The sequence below is a fragment of the Aquincola sp. J276 genome (genome assembly GCF_024700035.1).
Classification (GTDB): domain Bacteria; phylum Pseudomonadota; class Gammaproteobacteria; order Burkholderiales; family Burkholderiaceae_C; genus Aquincola; species Aquincola tertiaricarbonis.
In genome coordinates this window covers 1619754-1638505 of record NZ_JAJONC010000002.1, presented here as the reverse complement: position 1 = coordinate 1638505, position 18752 = coordinate 1619754, and the positions used below count along the sequence as shown (strand labels likewise).

19 protein-coding genes and 1 pseudogene are annotated in these 18752 nt (G+C 70.0%); 12 read left to right on the top strand and 8 right to left on the bottom strand.

The genetic code is table 11. The annotated features are described in order from the left end of the window. Positions 1-58 precede the first annotated feature (58 nt). From LRS14_RS25395 to LRS14_RS25375, 5 genes are all read left to right on the top strand, one after another. A complete protein-coding gene (locus LRS14_RS25395; protein ID WP_257801585.1) occupies positions 59-973 on the top strand; it encodes a hypothetical protein in 915 nt (304 codons plus the stop codon). A 111-nt stretch (positions 974-1084) separates the two neighbouring features. Beyond that, entirely contained in the window at positions 1085-1660 is a 576-nt protein-coding gene (locus LRS14_RS25390) for a Spy/CpxP family protein refolding chaperone (RefSeq protein ID WP_257801584.1), read from the top strand. 137 nt (positions 1661-1797) lie between these two features. Further along, positions 1798-2508 carry a winged helix-turn-helix domain-containing protein gene (locus LRS14_RS25385; RefSeq protein ID WP_046113821.1) on the top strand — a complete coding sequence of 237 codons (711 nt, stop codon included), beginning with the start codon at positions 1798-1800 and terminating at the stop codon, positions 2506-2508. Positions 2509-2560: 52 nt separating this feature from the next. Then, complete coding sequence (locus LRS14_RS25380; RefSeq protein WP_257801583.1) at positions 2561-3196, top strand: hypothetical protein; 636 nt, start codon at positions 2561-2563, stop codon at positions 3194-3196. Further along, positions 3085-3990, top strand: a complete 906-nt coding sequence (locus tag LRS14_RS25375; protein ID WP_257801582.1) for a HAMP domain-containing sensor histidine kinase — start codon at positions 3085-3087, stop codon at positions 3988-3990. Before LRS14_RS25380 ends, LRS14_RS25375 begins: the two co-directional genes overlap by 112 nt. A gap of 15 nt (positions 3991-4005) precedes the next feature. Here LRS14_RS25375 and LRS14_RS25370 read toward each other — a convergent pair whose 3' ends face one another. From LRS14_RS25370 to LRS14_RS25360, 3 genes are read right to left on the bottom strand one after another with little or no spacing between them, the layout of a single operon-like run. After that, the gene (locus LRS14_RS25370) at positions 4006-5397 is read right to left on the bottom strand and encodes an MATE family efflux transporter (protein ID WP_257801581.1); all 1392 of its coding nucleotides are present in this window, start codon (positions 5395-5397) and stop codon (positions 4006-4008) included. Then, the gene (locus tag LRS14_RS25365) at positions 5384-5833 is read right to left on the bottom strand and encodes a DUF3717 domain-containing protein (RefSeq protein ID WP_257801579.1); all 450 of its coding nucleotides are present in this window, start codon (positions 5831-5833) and stop codon (positions 5384-5386) included. Before LRS14_RS25365 ends, LRS14_RS25370 begins: the two co-directional genes overlap by 14 nt. A gap of 13 nt (positions 5834-5846) precedes the next feature. Next, positions 5847-7157 carry a tryptophan--tRNA ligase gene (locus LRS14_RS25360; RefSeq protein WP_257801578.1) on the bottom strand — a complete coding sequence of 437 codons (1311 nt, stop codon included), beginning with the start codon at positions 7155-7157 and terminating at the stop codon, positions 5847-5849. A 73-nt stretch (positions 7158-7230) separates the two neighbouring features. Between LRS14_RS25360 and purN the strand changes: the two genes are divergently transcribed. Continuing rightward, on the top strand, positions 7231-7803 hold the full coding sequence (gene purN, locus LRS14_RS25355; RefSeq protein ID WP_046113734.1) for a phosphoribosylglycinamide formyltransferase: 573 nt from the start codon (positions 7231-7233) through the stop codon (positions 7801-7803). On the opposite strand, the gene LRS14_RS25350 is transcribed toward purN, so the two are convergent. Beyond that, positions 7800-8459: a DUF1345 domain-containing protein gene (locus LRS14_RS25350; protein WP_257801577.1), complete on the bottom strand. Its 660-nt coding sequence runs from the start codon at positions 8457-8459 to the stop codon at positions 7800-7802. The genes purN and LRS14_RS25350 overlap by 4 nt on opposite strands. A gap of 34 nt (positions 8460-8493) precedes the next feature. Between LRS14_RS25350 and LRS14_RS25345 the strand changes: the two genes are divergently transcribed. Both LRS14_RS25345 and LRS14_RS25340 read left to right on the top strand, forming a co-directional pair. Beyond that, entirely contained in the window at positions 8494-9756 is a 1263-nt protein-coding gene (locus LRS14_RS25345; RefSeq protein WP_046113736.1) for an RsmB/NOP family class I SAM-dependent RNA methyltransferase, read from the top strand. 181 nt (positions 9757-9937) lie between these two features. After that, positions 9938-11148: pseudogene (locus tag LRS14_RS25340) on the top strand (acyl-CoA desaturase). A gap of 220 nt (positions 11149-11368) precedes the next feature. On the opposite strand, the gene rpmG reads toward LRS14_RS25340, so the two are convergent. The 3 genes from rpmG to trxB all read right to left on the bottom strand — a co-directional run bounded on the left by rpmG (position 11369) and on the right by trxB (position 12821). After that, positions 11369-11539, bottom strand: a complete 171-nt coding sequence (gene rpmG, locus LRS14_RS25335; RefSeq protein ID WP_046113738.1) for a 50S ribosomal protein L33 — start codon at positions 11537-11539, stop codon at positions 11369-11371. A gap of 22 nt (positions 11540-11561) precedes the next feature. After that, positions 11562-11795, bottom strand: a complete 234-nt coding sequence (rpmB, locus tag LRS14_RS25330; RefSeq protein ID WP_046113739.1) for a 50S ribosomal protein L28 — start codon at positions 11793-11795, stop codon at positions 11562-11564. 66 nt (positions 11796-11861) lie between these two features. After that, positions 11862-12821, bottom strand: coding sequence for a thioredoxin-disulfide reductase (gene trxB, locus LRS14_RS25325; protein ID WP_257801576.1), 960 nt, complete (start codon positions 12819-12821; stop codon positions 11862-11864). A gap of 175 nt (positions 12822-12996) precedes the next feature. On the opposite strand from trxB, the gene LRS14_RS25320 reads away from it, so the two are divergent. Genes LRS14_RS25320 through lolA form a run of 3 tightly spaced genes read left to right on the top strand, consistent with a single transcriptional unit; the run spans position 12997 to position 16716 of the window. Next, a complete protein-coding gene (locus LRS14_RS25320; protein ID WP_046113741.1) occupies positions 12997-13665 on the top strand; it encodes a Crp/Fnr family transcriptional regulator in 669 nt (222 codons plus the stop codon). Positions 13666-13711: 46 nt separating this feature from the next. Beyond that, entirely contained in the window at positions 13712-16081 is a 2370-nt protein-coding gene (locus tag LRS14_RS25315) for a DNA translocase FtsK (RefSeq protein ID WP_404977614.1), read from the top strand. Further along, positions 16078-16716, top strand: coding sequence for an outer membrane lipoprotein chaperone LolA (gene lolA, locus LRS14_RS25310; RefSeq protein WP_257801575.1), 639 nt, complete (start codon positions 16078-16080; stop codon positions 16714-16716). Before LRS14_RS25315 ends, lolA begins: the two co-directional genes overlap by 4 nt. A gap of 6 nt (positions 16717-16722) precedes the next feature. On the opposite strand, the gene LRS14_RS25305 is transcribed toward lolA, so the two are convergent. Beyond that, positions 16723-17235, bottom strand: coding sequence for a chemotaxis protein CheW (locus tag LRS14_RS25305; RefSeq protein ID WP_046113743.1), 513 nt, complete (start codon positions 17233-17235; stop codon positions 16723-16725). 98 nt (positions 17236-17333) lie between these two features. Between LRS14_RS25305 and LRS14_RS25300 the strand changes: the two genes are divergently transcribed. After that, positions 17334-18701 (top strand): replication-associated recombination protein A, encoded by a 1368-nt coding sequence (locus LRS14_RS25300; RefSeq protein WP_257801574.1) that lies wholly within the window; start codon positions 17334-17336, stop codon positions 18699-18701. Positions 18702-18752: the final 51 nt, after the last annotated feature.

Sequence of the window (18752 nt, the reverse complement as noted above, 5' to 3'; positions counted from 1 at the left end):
GGCCGGCGCATTCTGACCGACGGCCGGCGCTCGGTGCATGCCACGGCACAATCAGCCGATGCTCGCTTTCCGCCTTGCTGCCGCCGGCGCCGGCTTCCTGATGCTGCTGGCCGGTTGTGCCACCCGGTCGGGCGACGTCAAGCCCCTGCCCTCCGACCCCGCCGCCTTCGCCAACCTGTCGTGCCAGGCGCTGTACACCGAGGCCGAGCAGGTGCAGCGCCGGGCCGCCGACGTGGCCTACACCATGGACGAGCGCGTGGGCAACAACGTCATCGCGCTGGGCGTGGGCGCCACCGTGTTCTGGCCGGCGCTGCTGGCCATGCGGCCCGACGGCCCCGATGCCGCCGAGCTGGGCCGCCTGCGTGGCCGGTATGACGCGCTGCAGCTGGCGCTGGCGCAGCGCCCCTGCCCGCCGCAGCCCGACACCCTGAGCGCCGAGCAGATGGCCACCATGCCGCTGCAGCCCGGCGAGCGCCTGGTGTACGAGGAACGCCAGGGCCGCGGCCCGGCGCGTGAGCTGAGCCTGCGCCTGAAGACGGTGCGGCGCGAGCAGCTGGAATTCCAAGCCCAGCTGCCGGGCGAGCGCGCGCCGGTGCGCTGGCTGCAGGACGCCGCCGGCAACATCGCGCCGCCGCCGGGCGGCGAGGCGGTGCTGTACTGGACGCGCCTGCTGCGCCCCGGCATGCAGCTGGGCGACGTGCTGGCAGGGGAGCTTCGCAGCACCACCGGCGACCAGGGCCGGCTGCGCGGCCAGGTGATCGCTACCGGCGTGCAGACCGGCTTCGGCCGCCCCTTCGACGCCGCCGTGATCGAGCTCTACGGCGACGTGCCGTTCCGTCGCCACACCGCGCGGCTGGACGGCGTGATGGTCGTGGACCGCAAGAGCGGCGTGCTGCTGCGGCTGGAGCTGCGCAGCGGCAATGCCGACTTCGAGCTGCGCCGGCGCCTGCTGCGCGTGGAAGCAGCGGACTGAAGACCCTGCGCCGCACGCGCAAGCCGCTTCACACTTCTTCACCGCGGGCGCGGCGGCCGGTTTACCGCCCGCGGTGATGCTGTGCGCTTCCAGGATTCCCGAAAGAACCGCTTGAAGACCAGCGCTTCCCATGCCCCCGCACGCTGGCTGGCCGCCAGCCTGCTGCTGGCCGGCGCCGCCCTGGCTGCCGTGCCCACCGCCTCCCGTGCCGACAACCGCGCCGAAGGCCCGCCGCGCCCGCAGGCCGGCCACGCCATGCCCGGCGCTCCCGGCCTGCCCGGTCTGCCGATGCAGGGCCCCGGCATGCAGCGCATGCTGCAGGAGGTGCAGGCCACGCCCGAGCAGCGGGAGCAGATCCGCCGCATCACCGACGCCGCCGCAGCCGACATGCGCAGCCAGCACGAGGCCGCGCGCGGCCTGCAGCAGCGGGTGGGCAGCCTGCTCACCGGCCCCACGGTGGATGCCGCGGCCGCCGAAAGCCTGCGCCAGCAGATGATGGCCCAGCACGACCAGGCCTCGCGCCGCATGATGCAGGTGATGCTGGACATCGCCAACGTGCTCACCCCCGAGCAGCGCCAGCAGCTGGCCGAGCGCATGGCGCGCCGCGCCGAGGCCGGCCCGCGCGGCGAGCCCGGTGGCCGGCCGCAGCACGGCGGCCCGCGTGGTGAACGCACCCCGGCGAGCTGAGCATGCGCGTCGCCCACATGTTCGGCCGTTCCAAGGCCGCCGGCGCAGCGCCGGTGGCCGCCGCCCCCAGCCCCGCCGCCCCGGCCGCGGCGCAGCCTGCTGCTGCACGCGCGCCGTCGCAGCCCTACCATCCGGCCATGACAGCGCAACGTTTGCTTTTGATCGACGACGATGCCCGGCTGACGACCATGGTGGGCGACTACCTGCGCAACGCCGGCTACGAGATCGACGTGGCCGGCTCGCTGGCCGCCGGGCGCGACCGCCTGCGCCTGGGCCAGTACGACGCGCTGGTGCTCGACCTGATGCTGCCCGACGGCGACGGCCTGGACCTCACCCGCGAGCTGCGCGGCGATGCCCGCACCCGCCGGCTGCCGCTGCTGATGCTCACCGCCCGGGGCGAGCCGATGGACCGCATCGTCGGCCTGGAGATCGGCGCCGACGACTACCTGCCCAAGCCCTTCGAGCCGCGTGAGCTGCTGGCGCGCATCAAGGCGCTGCTGCGCCGTGCATCGCCCGAGCCGGCCGCCGACGAGGTGCTGCGCTTCGGCCGGCTGGAGATCGACCTCGGCGCCCGCCAGGCCTACCTGGGCGGCCAGGCCTGCGACCTCACCAGCCACCAGTTCGACCTGCTGGTGGTGCTGGCGCAAAGCCCGGGCCGTGTCCTGTCGCGCGACCAGATCATGGATGCGCTCAAGGGCCATCCGCTGGAGGCCTTCGACCGCTCGATCGACGTGCACATCTCGCGCATCCGCGCGTTGATCGAGGACGACCCGAAGAACCCGAAGCGCGTGCTCACCGTGCGCGGCGTGGGCTATCTCTTCGCGCGCAAGCAGGACGGCGAATCCTGATGCGCCCGGGCCGCCCGCCGGTGGCCCGCCGGCGGGTCGGTGGAGTCCAGGCATGAAATCGCTCTACCTGCGGGTGTGGCTCACGGTGGTAGCGGTGCTCGCGCTGTTCGCGCTGGGCTCCGGCTGGCTGGTGCAGCGCCACATGGAACGCGAGCGCGGCCGCGCCGATGCGCTGGCCGCCGAACGCGTGGCCGCCTGGGCCGACCTCATCCAGCGCAGCCTGCCGGGTGCCGAGGCGCCGCCGGAGGAGCAGGCCGAGGCCGTGCTCGACTGGTCGCAGCGCCTGCGCATGCCGCTGGCGCTGGACGACGCGCGTGGCCGGCGCATCGTGGCCACCGTCACCTTCGAGCGGCGGCTGAACAACCCCGATTCGCCCCCGCCGCGCATCTTTCCCATCCGCTTTGCCGACGGCCGTACCCTGTGGGTGATGCGGCCGGTGCTGCTGCGCCTGCCGCACGGCGGCGAAGGCCTGCGCGTGGAAGGCCCGCGGCCCGACGGCCTGCATCCGGGCCGGCTGCAGCTGGAGGCGCTGCGCTTCCGCGGCCTGGGGCTGGAGGACGAATTCCCGCTGCCGCCGTGGTTCCCGTTCGCGCCCCCGGCTGGGGCCGCGGCGTGGGCATGGTGGCGGTGCTGGCGCTGCTGTTCGCGGCCATCGCCATCGGCGCGTTCCCGGTGGTGCGCCGGCTGACACGCCGGCTGGAAGCGCTCAAGCAGGGCGTGGAGCGCTTTGGCGCCGGCGCGCTGCACCACCGCGTGGACGAAGGCGGCCGCGACGAAGTGGCCGCCGTGGCCGCCAGCTTCAACCGCGCCGCCGAGCGGGTGGAGGGCCTGGTGCGGGCCAACCAGAGCCTTTTGGCCAATGCCAGCCACGAGCTGCGCTCGCCGCTGGCGCGGTTGAAGATGGCCGTGGCCATGATGGACGACGACAGCGGCTGCCAGCCCAGCCGCCGCGATCAGCTGCGCCGCGAGATCCACACCAACATCGGCGAGCTGGACGCGCTGGTGGAAGAAGTGCTGATGGCCAGCCGTCTGGAATCGCAGTCCGCCGCGCCCGAACGCGAGCCGGTGGAGCTGGTGGCCGTGGGTGCCGAGGAAGCCGCCCGCCTGGAGGCGGACCTGCATGCGCCCGATGGCCCGCTCACCGTGCTGGGCGACGAGCGCCTGCTGCGCCGCGCGCTGCGCAACCTGCTGGAAAACGCCCGCCGCTACGGTGGCGACCAGGTGGAGCTGGTGCTGCAGCGTGGCGCCAGCGGCCGCGTGCAGCTGCGCGTGTGCGACCGCGGCCCCGGCGTGCCGCCGGACATGCGCGAGCGCATCTTCGAGCCGTTCTTCCGCCTGCCCGGCCATGCCGAACATGCCGGCGGCGTCGGCCTGGGCTTGAGCCTCGTGCGGCAGATCGCCGAGCGCCACGGCGGCGGCGTGCGCTGCGAAGCCCGCGAGGGCGGCGGCAGCTGCTTCGTCATCGACCTGCCGGCGGCCTGAGGCGGCGCAGGCCCGCTAGTGCAGCCGCTTGCGCTGCACCCAGGCCAGCAGCAGGCACAGGCCGGTGGCCGCGGTGACCAGCCCTACCGTGGCCGCGGCCCAGAAGCCGCGCGCGCCGTACAGCGCCTCCGGCGCCCAGGCTGGCCGGCCGAAGGCCAGCCAGTAGCCGCCGCCCAGGCCCACGCCCCAGATGGCGCTGGCATAGATCACCAGCGGCACCGTGGCGATGCGGTAGGCCCGCAGGATGAAGGACGCCAGGCACTGCGCCGCATCGCCGATGTGGAACACGGCCAGCCAGCTCAGCAGCGGCAGGGCGGCGGCGATGATGGCGGCGTCCCCCGTGTAGATGCGCACCACCGTGCCGCGCGTGGCCAGCACCAGCAGGCCGATGGCCACCGCCAGCCCCAGGCCGATGCCCAGCCCGTGCCAGCCCAGGCGGCGCGCCTGCCGCATCGCACCCGCGCCGATGGACTGCGCCACCAGGGTGCTGGTGGCATTGGCCAGCGCCAGCGGCAGCATGTACATCAGCGCCACCAGGTTGGCCGCGATCTGGTGCCCGGCCACCGCGGTGGGCGACAGCCGCGAGATGAAGAACGCCATGAAGGTGAAGCCCGTCACCTCGATGCCGATGGACAGCCCCATCGGCACGCCGAGCTTGAGCTGCGCCAGCAGCGCCGGCCGGCTGGGCGGCAGCAGACCGCGGCCCAGGATGCGGAAGGGTGCGTAGAACGGATCGCGCCGCAGCAGCACGAAGGCCGCGATGAGCTGCGCCCACATCGCGATGCAGGTGGCCAGGCCGCAGCCGGCCACGCCCATCGGCGCCAGCGGCCCGGCGCCGAAGACGAAGGCGAACGACAGCGGCACCTTCAGCGCCAGCCCGCCGATCTGCAGCGCGGTGACGGCCTTGGGCCGCGAGACCGCGGTGTTGAAGCCGCGGTAGGCGGTGAACAGCAGCGCCGCCGGCAGCGAGGCGGCCAGCGCCAGCGTGTAGCTGCGCACCTTGTCGGCCACCTCGGGCTCGGCCCGCGACAGCCACAGGAAGGGCTGCGGAAACGCCAGCAGCGTGCTGCCCAGCACCGACAGGCCCAGCGCCAGCCACACCGCCTGGTGCAGCTGCGCGCCCGCCGCTTCCAGCTTGCGGGCGCCGTAGAGCTGGCCGACGATGGGCCCCAGCGCCAGCACCACGCCCATCAGCCCGATGAACACGGTGATGTAGGCCGCGCCGCCCACCGCCAGCGCAGCCAGGTCGGCTGCCGCGTAGCGGGCCACCAGCATGGTGTCCACGGTGCCGAAGGCCAGCACCGCCAGCTGCCCGATCAGCAGCGGCCAGGCGAGCCGGGCGATGTGCCTTGCATTGGCGGCCAGGCCTTGCGGCGCCGGGCCGTTGACGGCGTCAACGATCGGCAAGGGCGTCGGGCGGCGGATGGTCGGCACCGGTGGCATGGCGCGCCCGCTCCGCATACTTGTTGAAGCGCCAAGCCGTGCCTTCGCGCGTGATGCGGCGCCAGACGATGCGCTTCTCGGCCGGCGTCATGCGCGGCCAGTGCTGCACTTCACCCTCGGTGCGGCCGCAGCCCTTGCACACCGGGTCGCCCTGCGCGGTGGAGCAGATGGCGATGCACGGCGCGTCCGGCGTGCTGTCATACCAGCCCAGCCAGGCGTCGCGCGCCTTGGCCGGCATGGTGGCCTCGTCGCATTCGGTCTCGTGGTAGTACACCAGCAGCGCATACACCTCGGCCAGCGCACGCACTTCCGGGCAGGCGGTGATGCCGTCGGGCGAGGGCGACTTCTCGCGCCACCAGTTGATGGCGGCTTCGATGTCGAGGATGTGGATGCCGGCCATGCGCAGCGTGCCTTCAGTCCTGCGCCGCGGCCAGCGCCGCCAGCGCGGCTTCGGCCGCCGCGCGCTCGCCGCTGGCGGCCCAGTCGATCGGCGCGTCGGCCAGCGCGGCCGCCGCCTCGGTCTTCAGGCGCTTGACCCAGCCGCCGGCCTCGCGGCCATCGGCCAGGCCCACGCTCTGCAGCAGCGTGTGGCCGTGCGTGTCCACCAGCTTGAAGAAGAAGCGGCCATCGGCCTCGCGGTACTGCTTGAACAGCGGCAGCGCGGCCTTGTCGGCCTGCGCGGCAGCAGCGGGCGCGGCCCGGGCCACCGCCAGCATGGGGCGCAGGCCCACCGCCGCGCGCAGCTCGGCCAGGAAGGGCGTGGCCACGCGGCGGGCCTTGGCGGCGCCGTGCTGCAGCACCTCCTCGATGCGCTCGGGGTGCGCCATCAGCTCCACGTAGCGCTCGCGCATCGGCGCGATCTGGCCTTCCAGCAGGTTCACCAGCCGCTGCTTGGCCTCGCCCCAGCCCAGGCCGGCCTGCAGGTCGGCATGGAAGGCGGCGCGCTCGGCCGGGCTGGCGAAGGCGTCGTGCACCGTCACCAGCGCGGCGTCGGTGGTGTCCTTCGGCTCGCCGGGCAGGCGCGAATCAGTCACGATGCGAGCCACCGCGTCCTTCAGGCCCTTGGCGCCGCCCTCGAACAGCGGGATCGTGTTGTCGTAGCTCTTGGACATCTTGCGGCCGTCCAGGCCGGGCAGCGTCGCCACTTCTTCCTCGATCTCGGCGCGCGGCAGCACGAACAGCTCGCGGCCCTGGCCGAACAGATGGTTGAAGCGCTGGCCCATGTCGCGCGCCATCTCGATGTGCTGCACCTGGTCGCGGCCCACCGGCACCCGGTGCGCGTTGAACAGCAGGATGTCGGCCGCCATCAGGATGGGGTAGCTGAACAGGCCCATCGTCACGCCGGCGTCCACGTCCTCGCCAGCGGCGGTGTTCGCGTCGGTCGCGGCCTTGTAGGCATGGGCGCGGTTCATCAGGCCCTTAGGGCAGACGCAGGTCAGCAGCCAGGTGAGCTCGGGCGTCTCGGGGATGTCGCTCTGGCGGTAGAAGGTGACGCGCTCGGTATCCAGGCCCGCGGCCAGCCAGGTGGCGGCGATCTCCAGCCGGCTGCGCTCGATGCGCGCCGGGTCGTCGCACTTGATCAGCGCGTGGTAGTCGGCCAGGAAGAAGAAGCTTTCCACGCCGGGCTCGCGGCTGGCGGCGATGGCCGGGCGGATGGCGCCCACGTAGTTGCCCAGGTGGGGCGTGCCCGTGGTGGTGATGCCGGTGAGAACGCGTTCGGTCATGGCTGGGGGCTGCGGCGGGGGAGGGGGATTCTAGGGTCGGGCCTGAAGCCCCGTCGTTACACTGCCGCGCCTCATGAAACGCATCGTGATCCTGATTTCCGGCCGCGGCTCCAACATGGAAGCCATCGTCGAGGCCTGCGCCGCCGAAGCCTGGCCGGCCCAGGTGGCCGCCGTCATCAGCAATCGGCCGGAGGCGGCCGGGCTGGTGTTCGCGCAGTCGCGCGGCATTGCCACCGCCGCGGTGGACCACAAGGCCTTCGCCAGCCGGGATGACTTCGATGCCGCGCTGGCCGAGGCCATCGACCGCTTCGAGCCGCACCTGCTGGTGCTGGCGGGCTTCATGCGCATCCTGGGCGCGGCCTTCGTGCAGCGCTACGAGGGTCGCATGCTCAACATCCATCCTTCGCTGCTGCCGGCCTTTCCCGGGCTGCACACCCACCGCCGCGCCATCGAGGCCGGCTGCACCGAGGCCGGCTGCACGGTGCACTACGTCACCGCCGAGCTGGACCACGGCCCTGTCGTGGCCCAGGCGGCGGTGCCCATCCTTCCCGGTGACGACGAGCACAGCCTGGCCGCCCGCGTGCTGGTGGAAGAGCACCGTCTGTATCCGCAGGCCGTTCGCGCGGTGATCGACAGCCTGGGCTAGAACAGCCCCGCCGCGGTGTTGATGGCCAGCGCCAGCAGCACCGTGTTGAACATGAAGGCCAGCACGCCCTGCGCCAGCACCCAGCGGCGGATCTCCCGGTCCACCACCGTCACGTCCGAGGTCTGCGACGTGGCGGCGATGGTGAACGAGAAATAGAGGAAGTCGCCATAGTGCGGCGGGTCGTCGTCCGCCTCCCCCGGAAAGCCCAGGCCCTGCCCTGGCTGGTGCCGTTCGCGGTAGAACAGGCTGGCGTAGGCGAGCGCGAACAGCGTGCCCAGCAGCAGCCAGGAACCGAACAAGGTGGCCAGCGTCAGCGCCACCCGCGGTGCGGCCGAGCCGCCCGCCGCATGGAAACCGGCCAGTTCCAGCGCGATGGCCGCCAGCGTCACCACCACGGCCACCACCGCGGTGCACATCACCGCCATGGCGCCCTCGGCATGGGCGGCGGCGATGTCGCGCATGCGTTCATGCGAGGCGCGCCGCATCATCTGCCAGGTGCTGAACAGGTAGAGCCAGACGCCGGTGTTCCAGCCGATGAGCAGCGGGGTGGTCCAGGTCCAGCGGGCGGGTGCGGCGGCTTCGGCCAGCAGGCCGGCCGCGGTGCCCACGGCCATGCCCAGCAGCAGGCGGGGGCGGGTGCGGAAGTGGCGCAGCACGTGGGTGGCGGGGTGCGGCAGGGATAATCCGGGGATGCATCCTAATGCCCTCGTGGAAATGACGACCGAGCTGCTCGGTGACGTCCTGAAGTTTGAAATCCCGGCCGACGCGGTGGTGTCGTCCTTTTTCCGCCGCCACCGCACGCTGGGCCCGCGCGAGCGGCACACCCTTGCGGAGACGGTGTACGCCGTGGTGCGCCAGCGCCTGCTGTTCCAGCACCTGGCGCAAAGCGGCAGCGGCCCGCTGGAGCGACGGCTGGTGCTGCTGGCCTGGCAGGGCAACGAGGGCTTCCTGCGCGGCGCGCTCAATCCGCAGGAGCAGGGCTGGCTGGCCGAAGTGCAGAAGATCGACCGCGGCAGCCTGCCGCGCAAGCTGCGCCACAGCACGCCGGACTGGATCTCGCAGCCGCTGGAGCAGTCGCTCGGCGCCGACGAGTTCCTGGCACTGGCCGAAAGCCTGAACCAGCCCGCGCCGCTGGACCTGCGTGTCAACACGCTCAAGGCCAAGCGCCCGGAGGTCAAGCAGATCCTGGCCGACGCCGGCATCGACAGCACCGAGACGCCGTTTTCGCCCTGGGGCCTGCGCATTCCCGGCAAGCCCGCGCTGAACAAGCTGGATGTGTTCACCGGCGGCGGCGTGGAAGTGCAGGACGAAGGCAGCCAGCTGCTGGCGCTCATCACCGACGCCAAGCGCGGCGAAATGGTGGTGGATTTCTGCGCCGGCGCGGGCGGCAAGACGCTGGCCCTGGGCGCGGCGATGCGCAACACCGGCCGCCTCTACGCCTTCGACGTGTCGGGCCACCGGCTGGAATCGCTGAAGCCGCGGCTGGCGCGCAGCGGGCTGTCCAACGTGTACCCGGCGCAGATCGCGCATGAGCGCGACGACCGCATCAAGCGGCTGGCCGGCAAGATCGACCGCGTGCTGGTGGACGCGCCGTGCTCGGGCCTGGGTACGCTGCGCCGCAACCCGGACCTGAAATGGCGCCAGTCGCCCGCCACGCTGGCCGCCTTGCGCACCCAGCAGGCCGCCATCCTGCGCGGCGCCGCCCGACTGGTGAAGTCCGGCGGCCGGCTGGTCTACGCCACCTGCAGCCTGATGGCCTCGGAAAACGAGGACATCGCCGCGGCCTTCAGCCAGGAGTTCGAGCGCGAATGGGCGCCGCTCGACATGCTGGAGCTGCTGACGGCCGCGAAGGTCGAGGGCGCCGAGAGCCTGGTGAACGGCTCCTACCTGCGCCTGTGGCCGCACCGCCATGCCACCGACGGCTTTTTCGCAGCGGCATGGGAACGACGCTGAGGAAAACGGGTCTTACCTGGGTCGTGCGTTGATCTGCAGCAATCCTGCGTCGATCTGACGCGAAGATGGTGTGGCGTGCGCGCCTAATGGGCTGTGGAACCTATGTAGTTTCACGGTGCTCCAGGCAGGTGCACCACCTACAATCTGCAGGTTCTCCGAAAGGCTTTCAATGAATGGTTTGATGACGGTGTGGAGCGCAGTCGTCGACTGGCTCGCACATGGCGCTTTGCACGCCACCTGGTGGCAAGTGCTGGTCTACGCGCTGGTTGTTACGCATATCACGATCGCAGCTGTCACGATCTTCCTGCATCGCAGCCAGGCGCACCGCTCGCTGGACCTGGGCCCGATCCCCCAGCATTTCTTCCGCATGTGGCTGTGGCTGACGACCGGCATGGTCACCAAAGAGGGGTGGCGATCCACCGCAAGCACCACGCCAAGTGCGAGACCGAGGACGATCCGCACAGCCCGCAGACCCGCGGCATCAAGAAGGTGCTTCTGGAAGGCGCCGAGCTGTACCGCGCTGAGGCGAAGAACGACGAGACCATCGACAAGTACGGCCGCGGCACGCCGGACGACTGGATCGAGCGCAACCTCTACACCCGCTATTCGTGGCAGGGTGTGGGCCTGATGCTGCTGATCAACCTGTTCCTGTTCGGTGCGCTGGGCCTGACGGTCTGGGCCGTGCAGATGCTGTGGATCCCCATCAACGCCGCCGGCATCATCAACGGGATCGGCCACTACTGGGGCTACCGCAACTTCGAGGCGGTGGACGCGTCGACCAACGTGTCGCCCTGGGGCATCATCATCGGCGGCGAAGAGCTGCACAACAACCACCACACCTACCCCACCTCGGCCAAGTTCTCGGTCAAGAAGTACGAGTTCGACATCGGCTGGGGCTACATCCGCGCGATGGAGATGATTGGCTGGGCCAAGGTGCGGAAGACGGCGCCGCAGCTCAAGCTGGGCCAGGTCAAGCCGGTGGCCGACGACAAGACGCTGGAGGCGGTGATCAACAACCGATACGAAGTCATGGCGTCGTATGCCAAGGAGCTGCGCCGCGCCTGTGCCCTGGAGCTGGAGCACCTCAAGCAGCAGGGCGCCAAGAATTCCGCCCGCTGGACGGAAATGCGCCTGGCCAAGCGCTGGCTGCACCGGGACGACGACAAGATCCCGCACGGTGTGAAGGCGCATGTGGCCGGCGCCATGGCGCAAAGCGCCTCGCTCACCAAGCTGGTGACGATGCGCGAAGAGCTGCGCCAGATCTGGACGCGCACCAACGTATCGGCCGAGCAACTGGTCGCCGACCTGCAGGCGTGGTGCAAGCGTGCGGAAGAGAGCGGCATCACCGCGCTGCACGACTTCTCGACCAAGCTGCGCGCCGCACGGGCCTGACGACCGAACCAGCCGACCGCGGCACCTGCTCACGCAGCGGCCGCCCGGCAGATCAGACCAAGGGAGCTTCGGCTCCCTTTTTCATGCCCGGTTCATCCCTGTCTGGCCATTGGAAGGTGGTGTGTCGCCCATGCAAAAGGGCCGCTTGCGCGGCCCTTCAGACGATTCAGGCAAAACAAAAGGCCGCCTGCGCGGCCTTTGGCAACTCAGCGGAAGTGGATCACTTCAGCTTGGTTTCCTTGTACAGCACGTGCTTGCGTGCCTTCGGGTCGAACTTCAGGAATTCCAGCTTTTCAGGCGTGGTCTTCTTGTTCTTGTTCGTGGTGTAGAAGTGACCGGTGCCGGCAGTCGACTCCAGCTTGATCTTTTCGCGTCCGCCTTTGGTGGCCATGAGCTGCTCCTAGCGTGCGGGGTTACAGCGCGCCCTTGGCGCGCAGATCGGCGACGACCTGGTCGATGCCGACCTTGTCGATCAACCGCAGGGCAGCGTTGGAAATGCGCAGGCGCACCCAACGGTTCTCGGTCTCGAGCCAGAAGCGGCGGTACTGCAGGTTCGGCAGCCAGCGGCGCTTGGTTTTGTTGTTGGCGTGGGAAACATTGTTTCCCGTCATCGGGCCCTTGCCCGTTACTTGACAGACGCGTGCCATGACGACGCTTCTCCGTTAAATGTTCGGTTCAGCCGAGGATCCGGCAAAGACCGCGAGTATAGCATGTCACGCGGACTGCTCCAAGAACCGCTGAGCGTCAAGCGCTGCCATGCAGCCGGTGCCCGCGCTGGTGATCGCCTGGCGGTAGATGTGGTCCTGCACGTCGCCCGCGGCAAACACGCCCGGAACGGTGGTCATCGTGGCAAAACCTTCCAGGCCGGACTTGGTGACGATGTACCCGTCCTTCATCTCGATCTGCCCCTTGAAGATGTCGGTGTTGGGCTGGTGGCCGATGGCGATGAAGCAGCCCTTGACCGTCAGGTCGCGGGTGCTGCCATCCTGCGTGCTGCGCAGCCGCACGCCGGTCACGCCGGTGGCATCGCCCAGCACTTCGTCGAGTTGCTGGAACGTGTGCAGTTCCATCTTGCCGGCCGCCACCTTGTCCATCAGCTTGTCGACCAGGATGGCTTCGGCGCGGAACTTGTCCCGGCGGTGAATCAGGTGCACCTTGGTGGCGATGTTGGACAGGTAGAGCGCTTCCTCCACCGCGGTGTTGCCGCCGCCCACCACGCACACTTCCTGGCCACGGTAGAAGAAGCCGTCACACGTCGCGCAGCCGCTGACGCCGCGGCCCATGAAGGCCTGCTCGCTGGGCAGGCCCAGGTACTTCGCGCTGGCGCCGGTGGCGATGATGAGCGCGTCGCAGGTGTAGGTGCCGCTGTCGCCCTTGAGGGTGAACGGGCGCTTGGACAGGTCGACCTCGTTGATGTGGTCGAACACCATCTGTGTGTTGAACCGCTCCGCATGCTGCTGGAAGCGCTGCATCAGGTCCGGCCCCATCACGCCCGCGACGTCGGCCGGCCAGTTGTCCACCTCGGTGGTGGTCATCAGCTGGCCGCCCTGGGCCATGCCGGTGACCAGCATCGGCTTGAGGTTGGCGCGTGCGGCGTAGATGGCCGCGGTGTAGCCGGCGGGGCCGGAGCCGAGGATCAGCACCTGGGCGTGTTGGGAGCTTGCAGCAGTCATTGAAGAGTTTCCGTGTGACGCAGAGGCCGCAATGCGGCGCGCCGAGAAGTGTGTCATGGGGGTGCCCGGCCATCGCGCAAGGATGTCAATGGGCACAATAGTGAAATTGTAGGCAGCCCCTCAACCCAATAGCGTTGGACGCCGATATCGAAGGCTACTGATGCAGGAGTGACCCATGTCGATGCTCTCCAATCTCGACCTGATCCGCCGCGTTCCGCTGTTCTCGCTGCTGACCAATGAACAAGCCCAGGCGATCGCGGACAGCGTCGTGAAGCGTCGCTTCCGCCGCGGGGAACTGGTGGTGGAGCAGGGCCGCAAGAGCAACGCGCTGTTCATCCTGCTCAACGGCCGTGCGCGCGTGCTCACCGCCGACCAGCGCGGCCGCGAGGTGATCCTGGCGGTGCTGGAATCCGGCGACTACGTGGGCGAGATGAGCCTGATCGACAACGAGCCGCATTCGGCCACCGTGCGCGCCGAGATCCAGACCGACATGCTGATCCTCGGCCGCACCGAATTCGCGCGCTGCCTGCCCGAGAACTCCAGCCTGGCCTACGCCATCATGCGAGGGCTGGTGCAGCGCCTGCGCAGTGCCGACCGGCAGATCGAATCCCTGGCGCTGCTGGACGTGTACGGCCGGGTGGCCCGCACGCTGCTGGAGATGGCCGAGGACGTGAACGGCGTGCAGCTGATCCGCAACAAGGTTTCGCGCCAGGACATGGCCAAGGTGGTGGGCGCCTCGCGCGAGATGGTCAGCCGGGTCATGAAGGACCTGGAGGAACGCGGCGTGATCGAGACCCAGGACAACGGCTCGGTCATCATCAAGGAAGCCGCCAAGCAGGAGTAACGCCGGCCGGCTGTCCCGCAGGCGCGATGCGCCACAATCCCGGCCCATGACGTTTCCGTTAGGGTCCTTGCGCGCCGAACCCGGTTCGGCCCCCACCCGCCCGGCCCGTGGTGCCGCGGCCGCTTCCTCTCAGGCTGCGCCTGCGGCCGATGCCGCGGGCAACCGCGAGGTGAGCCTTCGCCTGCGGCTGCAACTCATGCTGATCATCGGCGGCGTGCTGTGGCTGCTGGGCGTGCTGGCGCTGCTGACGCACCATCCGGCCGATCCGGGCTTCTCCACCTCCGGCAGCGGCGGGCCGCTGCACAACAAGGCGGGCCTGCTGGGCGCCTGGGGGTCCGATTGCGCGATGTACCTGTTCGGCCATTCGGTGTGGTGGCTGCCGGTGGTGGCCGCGCGTGCCTGGCTGGCGGCGCTGCTGCGCGGCCTGCGGGGCGACGTGGATCCGCCGCAGGGTGTCGGTCGCTTCTGGATCGGCCTGGTGCTGCTGATGGCCGCCAGCACCGCGCTGGAGTGGACGCGCCTGTACCGCTTCGAGGATTCGCTGCCCGGCCCGGCCGGCGGCGTGATCGGCTTCCTGCTGGGGCCGGTGTCGATGAAGTGGCTGGGCTTCGCCGGCTCGGGCGTGCTGTGGATCGCCGCGCTGGTGGGCGGCATGTCGCTGGCGCTGCGCTTTTCGTGGCTGCGCGTGGCCGACCGGCTGGGCGAGGCCATCGACAGCCTGCGCACCCGGCGCCAGGAGCGCCGCGAGCGCGCCGAGGACCAGCGCATCGGCGAGCAGGCCCAGCGCGAGCGCGACGAGACGGTGGAGGTGGAACGCCAGGTGGTTGAAGACCACGCGCCCATCGTCATCGAGCCCACGATGGTGGAAGTGCCCAAGAGCACCCGCGTGGCCAAGGAACGCCAGAAGCCCCTGTTCCGCGAGCTGAGCGACACCCGGCTGCCCCAGGTCGATCTGCTGGACGCCGCGCCCGCCGGCCGCACCGAGACGGTGACGCCCGAGACGCTGGAGATGACCAGCCGCATGATCGAGAAGAAGTTGAAGGACTTCGGCGTCGAGGTGCGGGTGGTGGCGGCGTCGCCCGGCCCGGTGGTCACGCGGTACGAGATCGAGCCGGCCACGGGCGTCAAGGGCTCGCAGGTGGTGAACCTGGCCAAGGACCTGGCGCGCTCGCTCAGCCTGGTGAGCATCCGCGTGGTGGAAACCATCCCGGGCAAGAACTACATGGCGCTGGAGCTGCCCAACGCCAAGCGGCAGACCATCCGGCTGGCCGAAATCCTCGGCTCGCAGGTGTATGCCGACGCCGCTTCGCAGCTGACGATGGGCCTGGGCAAGGACATCATCGGCGCGCCGGTGGTGGCCGACCTGGCCAAGATGCCGCACTGCCTGGTGGCCGGCACCACCGGCTCGGGCAAGTCGGTGGGCATCAACGCGATGATCCTCAGCCTGCTGTACAAGGCCGAGGCGCGGGACGTGCGGCTGATCCTGATCGACCCGAAGATGCTCGAGATGAGCGTGTACGAGGGCATTCCGCACCTGCTGTGCCCGGTGGTGACGGACATGAAGCAGGCCAGCAATGCGCTGAACTGGTGCGTGGCCGAGATGGAGCGCCGCTACAAGCTGATGAGCAAGCTGGGCGTGCGCAACCTGGCCGGCTACAACAAGAAGATCGACGAGGCCACCGCCGCCGGCGAAAAGATCGGCAACCCCTTCAGCCTGACACCGGAAGAGCCCGAGCCGCTGGAACGCCTGCCGTTCATCGTGGTGGTGATCGACGAGCTGGCCGACCTGATGATGGTGGTGGGCAAGAAGATCGAGGAGCTGATCGCCCGCCTGGCGCAGAAGGCGCGTGCCGCGGGCGTGCACCTGATCCTGGCCACGCAGCGGCCTTCGGTGGACGTGATCACCGGCCTGATCAAGGCCAACATCCCGACGCGGCTTTCCTTCCAGGTGAGCAGCAAGATCGACAGCCGCACCATCCTCGACCAGATGGGCGCCGAAGCGCTGCTGGGCATGGGCGACATGCTCTACATGCCCAGCGGCACCGGCCTGCCGATCCGCGTGCACGGCGCCTTCGTCAGCGACGACGAGGTGCACCGCGTGGTGGAGTACCTCAAGAGCCAGGGCGAGCCCAACTACATCGAGGGCCTGCTGGAGGGCGGCACGCTGGAAGGTGGCGAGGACGGCGAGCCGCCGGCCCCCGGCGAGGCCAACGGCGAGGCCGATCCGATGTACGACCAGGCCGTGGCCATCGTGCTGCAGCACAAGCGTGCTTCCATCTCGCTGGTGCAGCGGCACCTGCGCATCGGTTACAACCGCGCGGCCCGGCTGCTGGAACAAATGGAGAAGTCGGGCCTCGTATCCAGCATGGCCACCAATGGCAACCGGGACCTGCTGGTTCCGCGCCGCGACGAATGATGCCGATGCACCTGTCTAGACAACTCCTGGCGCCCGTCGCCGCCCTGGTGCTGGCGCTGGCCGCCAGCGCGGCGCGGGCCGATGCGGTGGACACGCTGCGCGAGTTCGTGCGCGACGTGAAGAGCGGCCGCGCCGCCTTCACCCAGACGGTGACCTCGCCCGATGGCGCGAAGAAGAAGACCTCCAGCGGCCGCTTCGAGTTCTCGCGGCCCGACCGCTTCCGCTTCGCCTATGCCAAGCCGTTCGAGCAGCTGATCGTGGGCGACGGCAAGCAGGTGTGGCTGCACGACGTGGACCTGAACCAGGTCAGCGTGCGGCCGATGAGCGCCGCGCTGGGCGCCACGCCAGCCGCGCTGCTGGCCGGCAAGTCGCTGGACACGGACTTCGAGCTGAGCAACCAGCCGAGTGCCAACGGCCTGGATTGGGCGCTGGCCCAGCCCAAGCAGAAGGACGGCGCCTTCCAGTCGCTGCGCGTGGGCTTCCGCGGCAAGACGCTGGCGGCGGTGGAGATCGTCGACGGCTTCGGCCAGCGCTCGGTGCTGCAGTTCGACGGCTTCGAGACCAATGCCGCACTGCCGGAAGACACCTTCCGCTTCGTGGCGCCCAAGGGCGCCGAGGTGCTGCGCCAGCCCTGAAGCGAGCTAGTCGAACAGGCCCATGTCGGGGCTGCTCATCAGCCGCTCGATGTCCATCACGATCAGCATGCGGTCGGTGTCGCCCATGGTGACGCTGCCCAGGCCGTGGATATAGCTGGCGTCGATCATCGAGTTGAAGTCGGGTGCGGGCTGGATGCGCTCGGGCGGCATCTCCAGCACGTCGCTCACCGCGTCCACCACGATGCCGACGGTGCGGCCGGCGATGTTGAGGATGATGACGACGGTGAACTCGTTGATCTCGACGTTGTCCAGGCCGAAGCGTGCGCGCAGGTCGATGATGGGCACGATCACCCCGCGCAGGTTCACCACGCCCTTGAAGAACTGCGGCGCATGCGCAATGCGGGTCGGCGGCTCGTAGCCGCGGATCTCCTGCACCTTCAGGATATCGATGCCATATTCCTCGGCACCCAGCTTGAACGAGAGCACCTCGCGCGGCGCGCCTGCGGTGCTGTCGATGGCGCTCACGGCAATGGCTTCTTCGGCGGTGGTAACGCTCATCTCGAACCTCGTTTCAGGGTGACGCGGCCCAGTGTCGCCCCGCGCGCCCCCGCGCCAACCCACGAATAACGCGGGGAAAGGCCGCCACAATCCGACGCATGACCGAGTCGCTGTTCGACGATCTGCCCCCCGCGCCGCAGCCTGCGGCCGGCGGCGGCAAGCCGCGCAAGGCGGCCGATGCCACCACAGCCGGGCCGGTGCCCCTGGCCGAACGCCTGCGCCCGCGTACGCTGGACGAGGTGATCGGCCAGCGCCACCTGCTGGGCCCGGGCAAGCCGCTGCGCACCGCCTTCGAGACTGGCCGCCTGCATTCGATGATCCTGTGGGGCCCGCCCGGCGTGGGCAAGACCACGCTGGCGCGGCTGATGGCCGGCGCGTTCGATGCGCAGTTCATCGTGCTGTCGGCCGTGCTGGGCGGCGTGAAGGACATCCGTGAGGCGGTGGAGCGCGCCCAGGTGGCGCGTGGGCAGGGCCGCGCCAGCGTGGTCTTCGTCGACGAGGTGCACCGCTTCAACAAGGGCCAGCAGGATGCCTTCCTGCCGCATGTGGAGGCGGGCCTGTTCACCTTCATCGGCGCCACGACCGAGAACCCCAGCTTCGAGGTGAACTCGGCGCTGCTGTCGCGGGCCACGGTGCATGTGCTCAAGGCACTGGACGAAGAGGACATGGCCGCGCTGATCGAACGCGCCCGGGCCGAGCTGCAGGCCCCGCCGCTGAGCGAGGCCGCACGCGACCGCCTGATCGGCTATGCCGACGGCGACGCCCGCCGCCTGCTCAATGCCTACGACAACCTGGTGAGCCTGGCCGGCCCGCTGGCCGAACTGGACGAGGCGGCGCTGGAAAAGTCGCTCGGCGAGCAGCTGCGGCGCTACGACAAGGGCGGCGAACAGTTCTACGACACCATCTCCGCCCTGCACAAGTCGGTGCGCGGCTCCGACCCCGATGCCGCGCTGTACTGGCTGGCCCGCATGCTCGACGGCGGGGTGGACCCGCGCTACGTCATCCGCCGCGTGGTGCGCATGGCCAGCGAGGACATCGGCCTGGCCGACCCGCGCGCGCTGCGCCTGGCGCTGGACGCCGCCGAGACCTACGAGCGGCTGGGGTCGCCGGAAGGGGAGCTGACCATCGCGCAGTGCATCGTCTACCTGGCGATGGCGCCCAAGTCCAATGCCGTCTACGGCGCGTGGAACGCGGCGCGCGCCTTCGTCAAGCGCGACGGCACGCGGCCGGTGCCGCTGCACCTGCGCAATGCGCCCACGCAGCTAATGAAGGAGCTGGACTACGGCCGCGACTACCGCTATGCGCACGACGAGGCCGGCGGCTTCGCGGCCGGCGAAAGCTACCTGCCCGAGGGCATGGCCCCGCCCGGCTTCTACCAGCCGGTGCCGCGCGGGCTGGAGCTGCGCATCGGCGAGCGGCTGGCCGAGCTGCGGCGGCTGAACCTGGAAGCCAGCCGCACGGGTTGACGCGCGGCGCAAGCCCTGTTGCCGCCTCGGCATGGACCCATGCCGTGCACT

Excerpts from the sequence above, each read along its gene's own strand:
- lolA (WP_257801575.1), top strand. The coding sequence starts at position 16,078 with ATGATGCCGATGCACCTGTCTAGACAACTCCTGGCGCCCGTCGCCGCC.
- rpmB (WP_046113739.1), bottom strand. The coding sequence starts at position 11,795 with ATGGCACGCGTCTGTCAAGTAACGGGCAAGGGCCCGATGACGGGAAAC.
- trxB (WP_257801576.1), bottom strand. The coding sequence starts at position 12,821 with ATGACTGCTGCAAGCTCCCAACACGCCCAGGTGCTGATCCTCGGCTCC.
- LRS14_RS25300 (WP_257801574.1), top strand. The coding sequence starts at position 17,334 with ATGACCGAGTCGCTGTTCGACGATCTGCCCCCCGCGCCGCAGCCTGCG.
- LRS14_RS25360 (WP_257801578.1), bottom strand. The coding sequence starts at position 7,157 with ATGACCGAACGCGTTCTCACCGGCATCACCACCACGGGCACGCCCCAC.
- LRS14_RS25315 (WP_404977614.1), top strand. The coding sequence starts at position 13,712 with ATGACGTTTCCGTTAGGGTCCTTGCGCGCCGAACCCGGTTCGGCCCCC.
- rpmG (WP_046113738.1), bottom strand. The coding sequence starts at position 11,539 with ATGGCCACCAAAGGCGGACGCGAAAAGATCAAGCTGGAGTCGACTGCC.
- LRS14_RS25395 (WP_257801585.1), top strand. The coding sequence starts at position 59 with ATGCTCGCTTTCCGCCTTGCTGCCGCCGGCGCCGGCTTCCTGATGCTG.
- LRS14_RS25320 (WP_046113741.1), top strand. The coding sequence starts at position 12,997 with ATGTCGATGCTCTCCAATCTCGACCTGATCCGCCGCGTTCCGCTGTTC.
- LRS14_RS25345 (WP_046113736.1), top strand. The coding sequence starts at position 8,494 with ATGCATCCTAATGCCCTCGTGGAAATGACGACCGAGCTGCTCGGTGAC.
- LRS14_RS25380 (WP_257801583.1), top strand. The coding sequence starts at position 2,561 with ATGAAATCGCTCTACCTGCGGGTGTGGCTCACGGTGGTAGCGGTGCTC.
- LRS14_RS25305 (WP_046113743.1), bottom strand. The coding sequence starts at position 17,235 with ATGAGCGTTACCACCGCCGAAGAAGCCATTGCCGTGAGCGCCATCGAC.
- purN (WP_046113734.1), top strand. The coding sequence starts at position 7,231 with ATGAAACGCATCGTGATCCTGATTTCCGGCCGCGGCTCCAACATGGAA.
- LRS14_RS25385 (WP_046113821.1), top strand. The coding sequence starts at position 1,798 with ATGACAGCGCAACGTTTGCTTTTGATCGACGACGATGCCCGGCTGACG.
- LRS14_RS25365 (WP_257801579.1), bottom strand. The coding sequence starts at position 5,833 with ATGGCCGGCATCCACATCCTCGACATCGAAGCCGCCATCAACTGGTGG.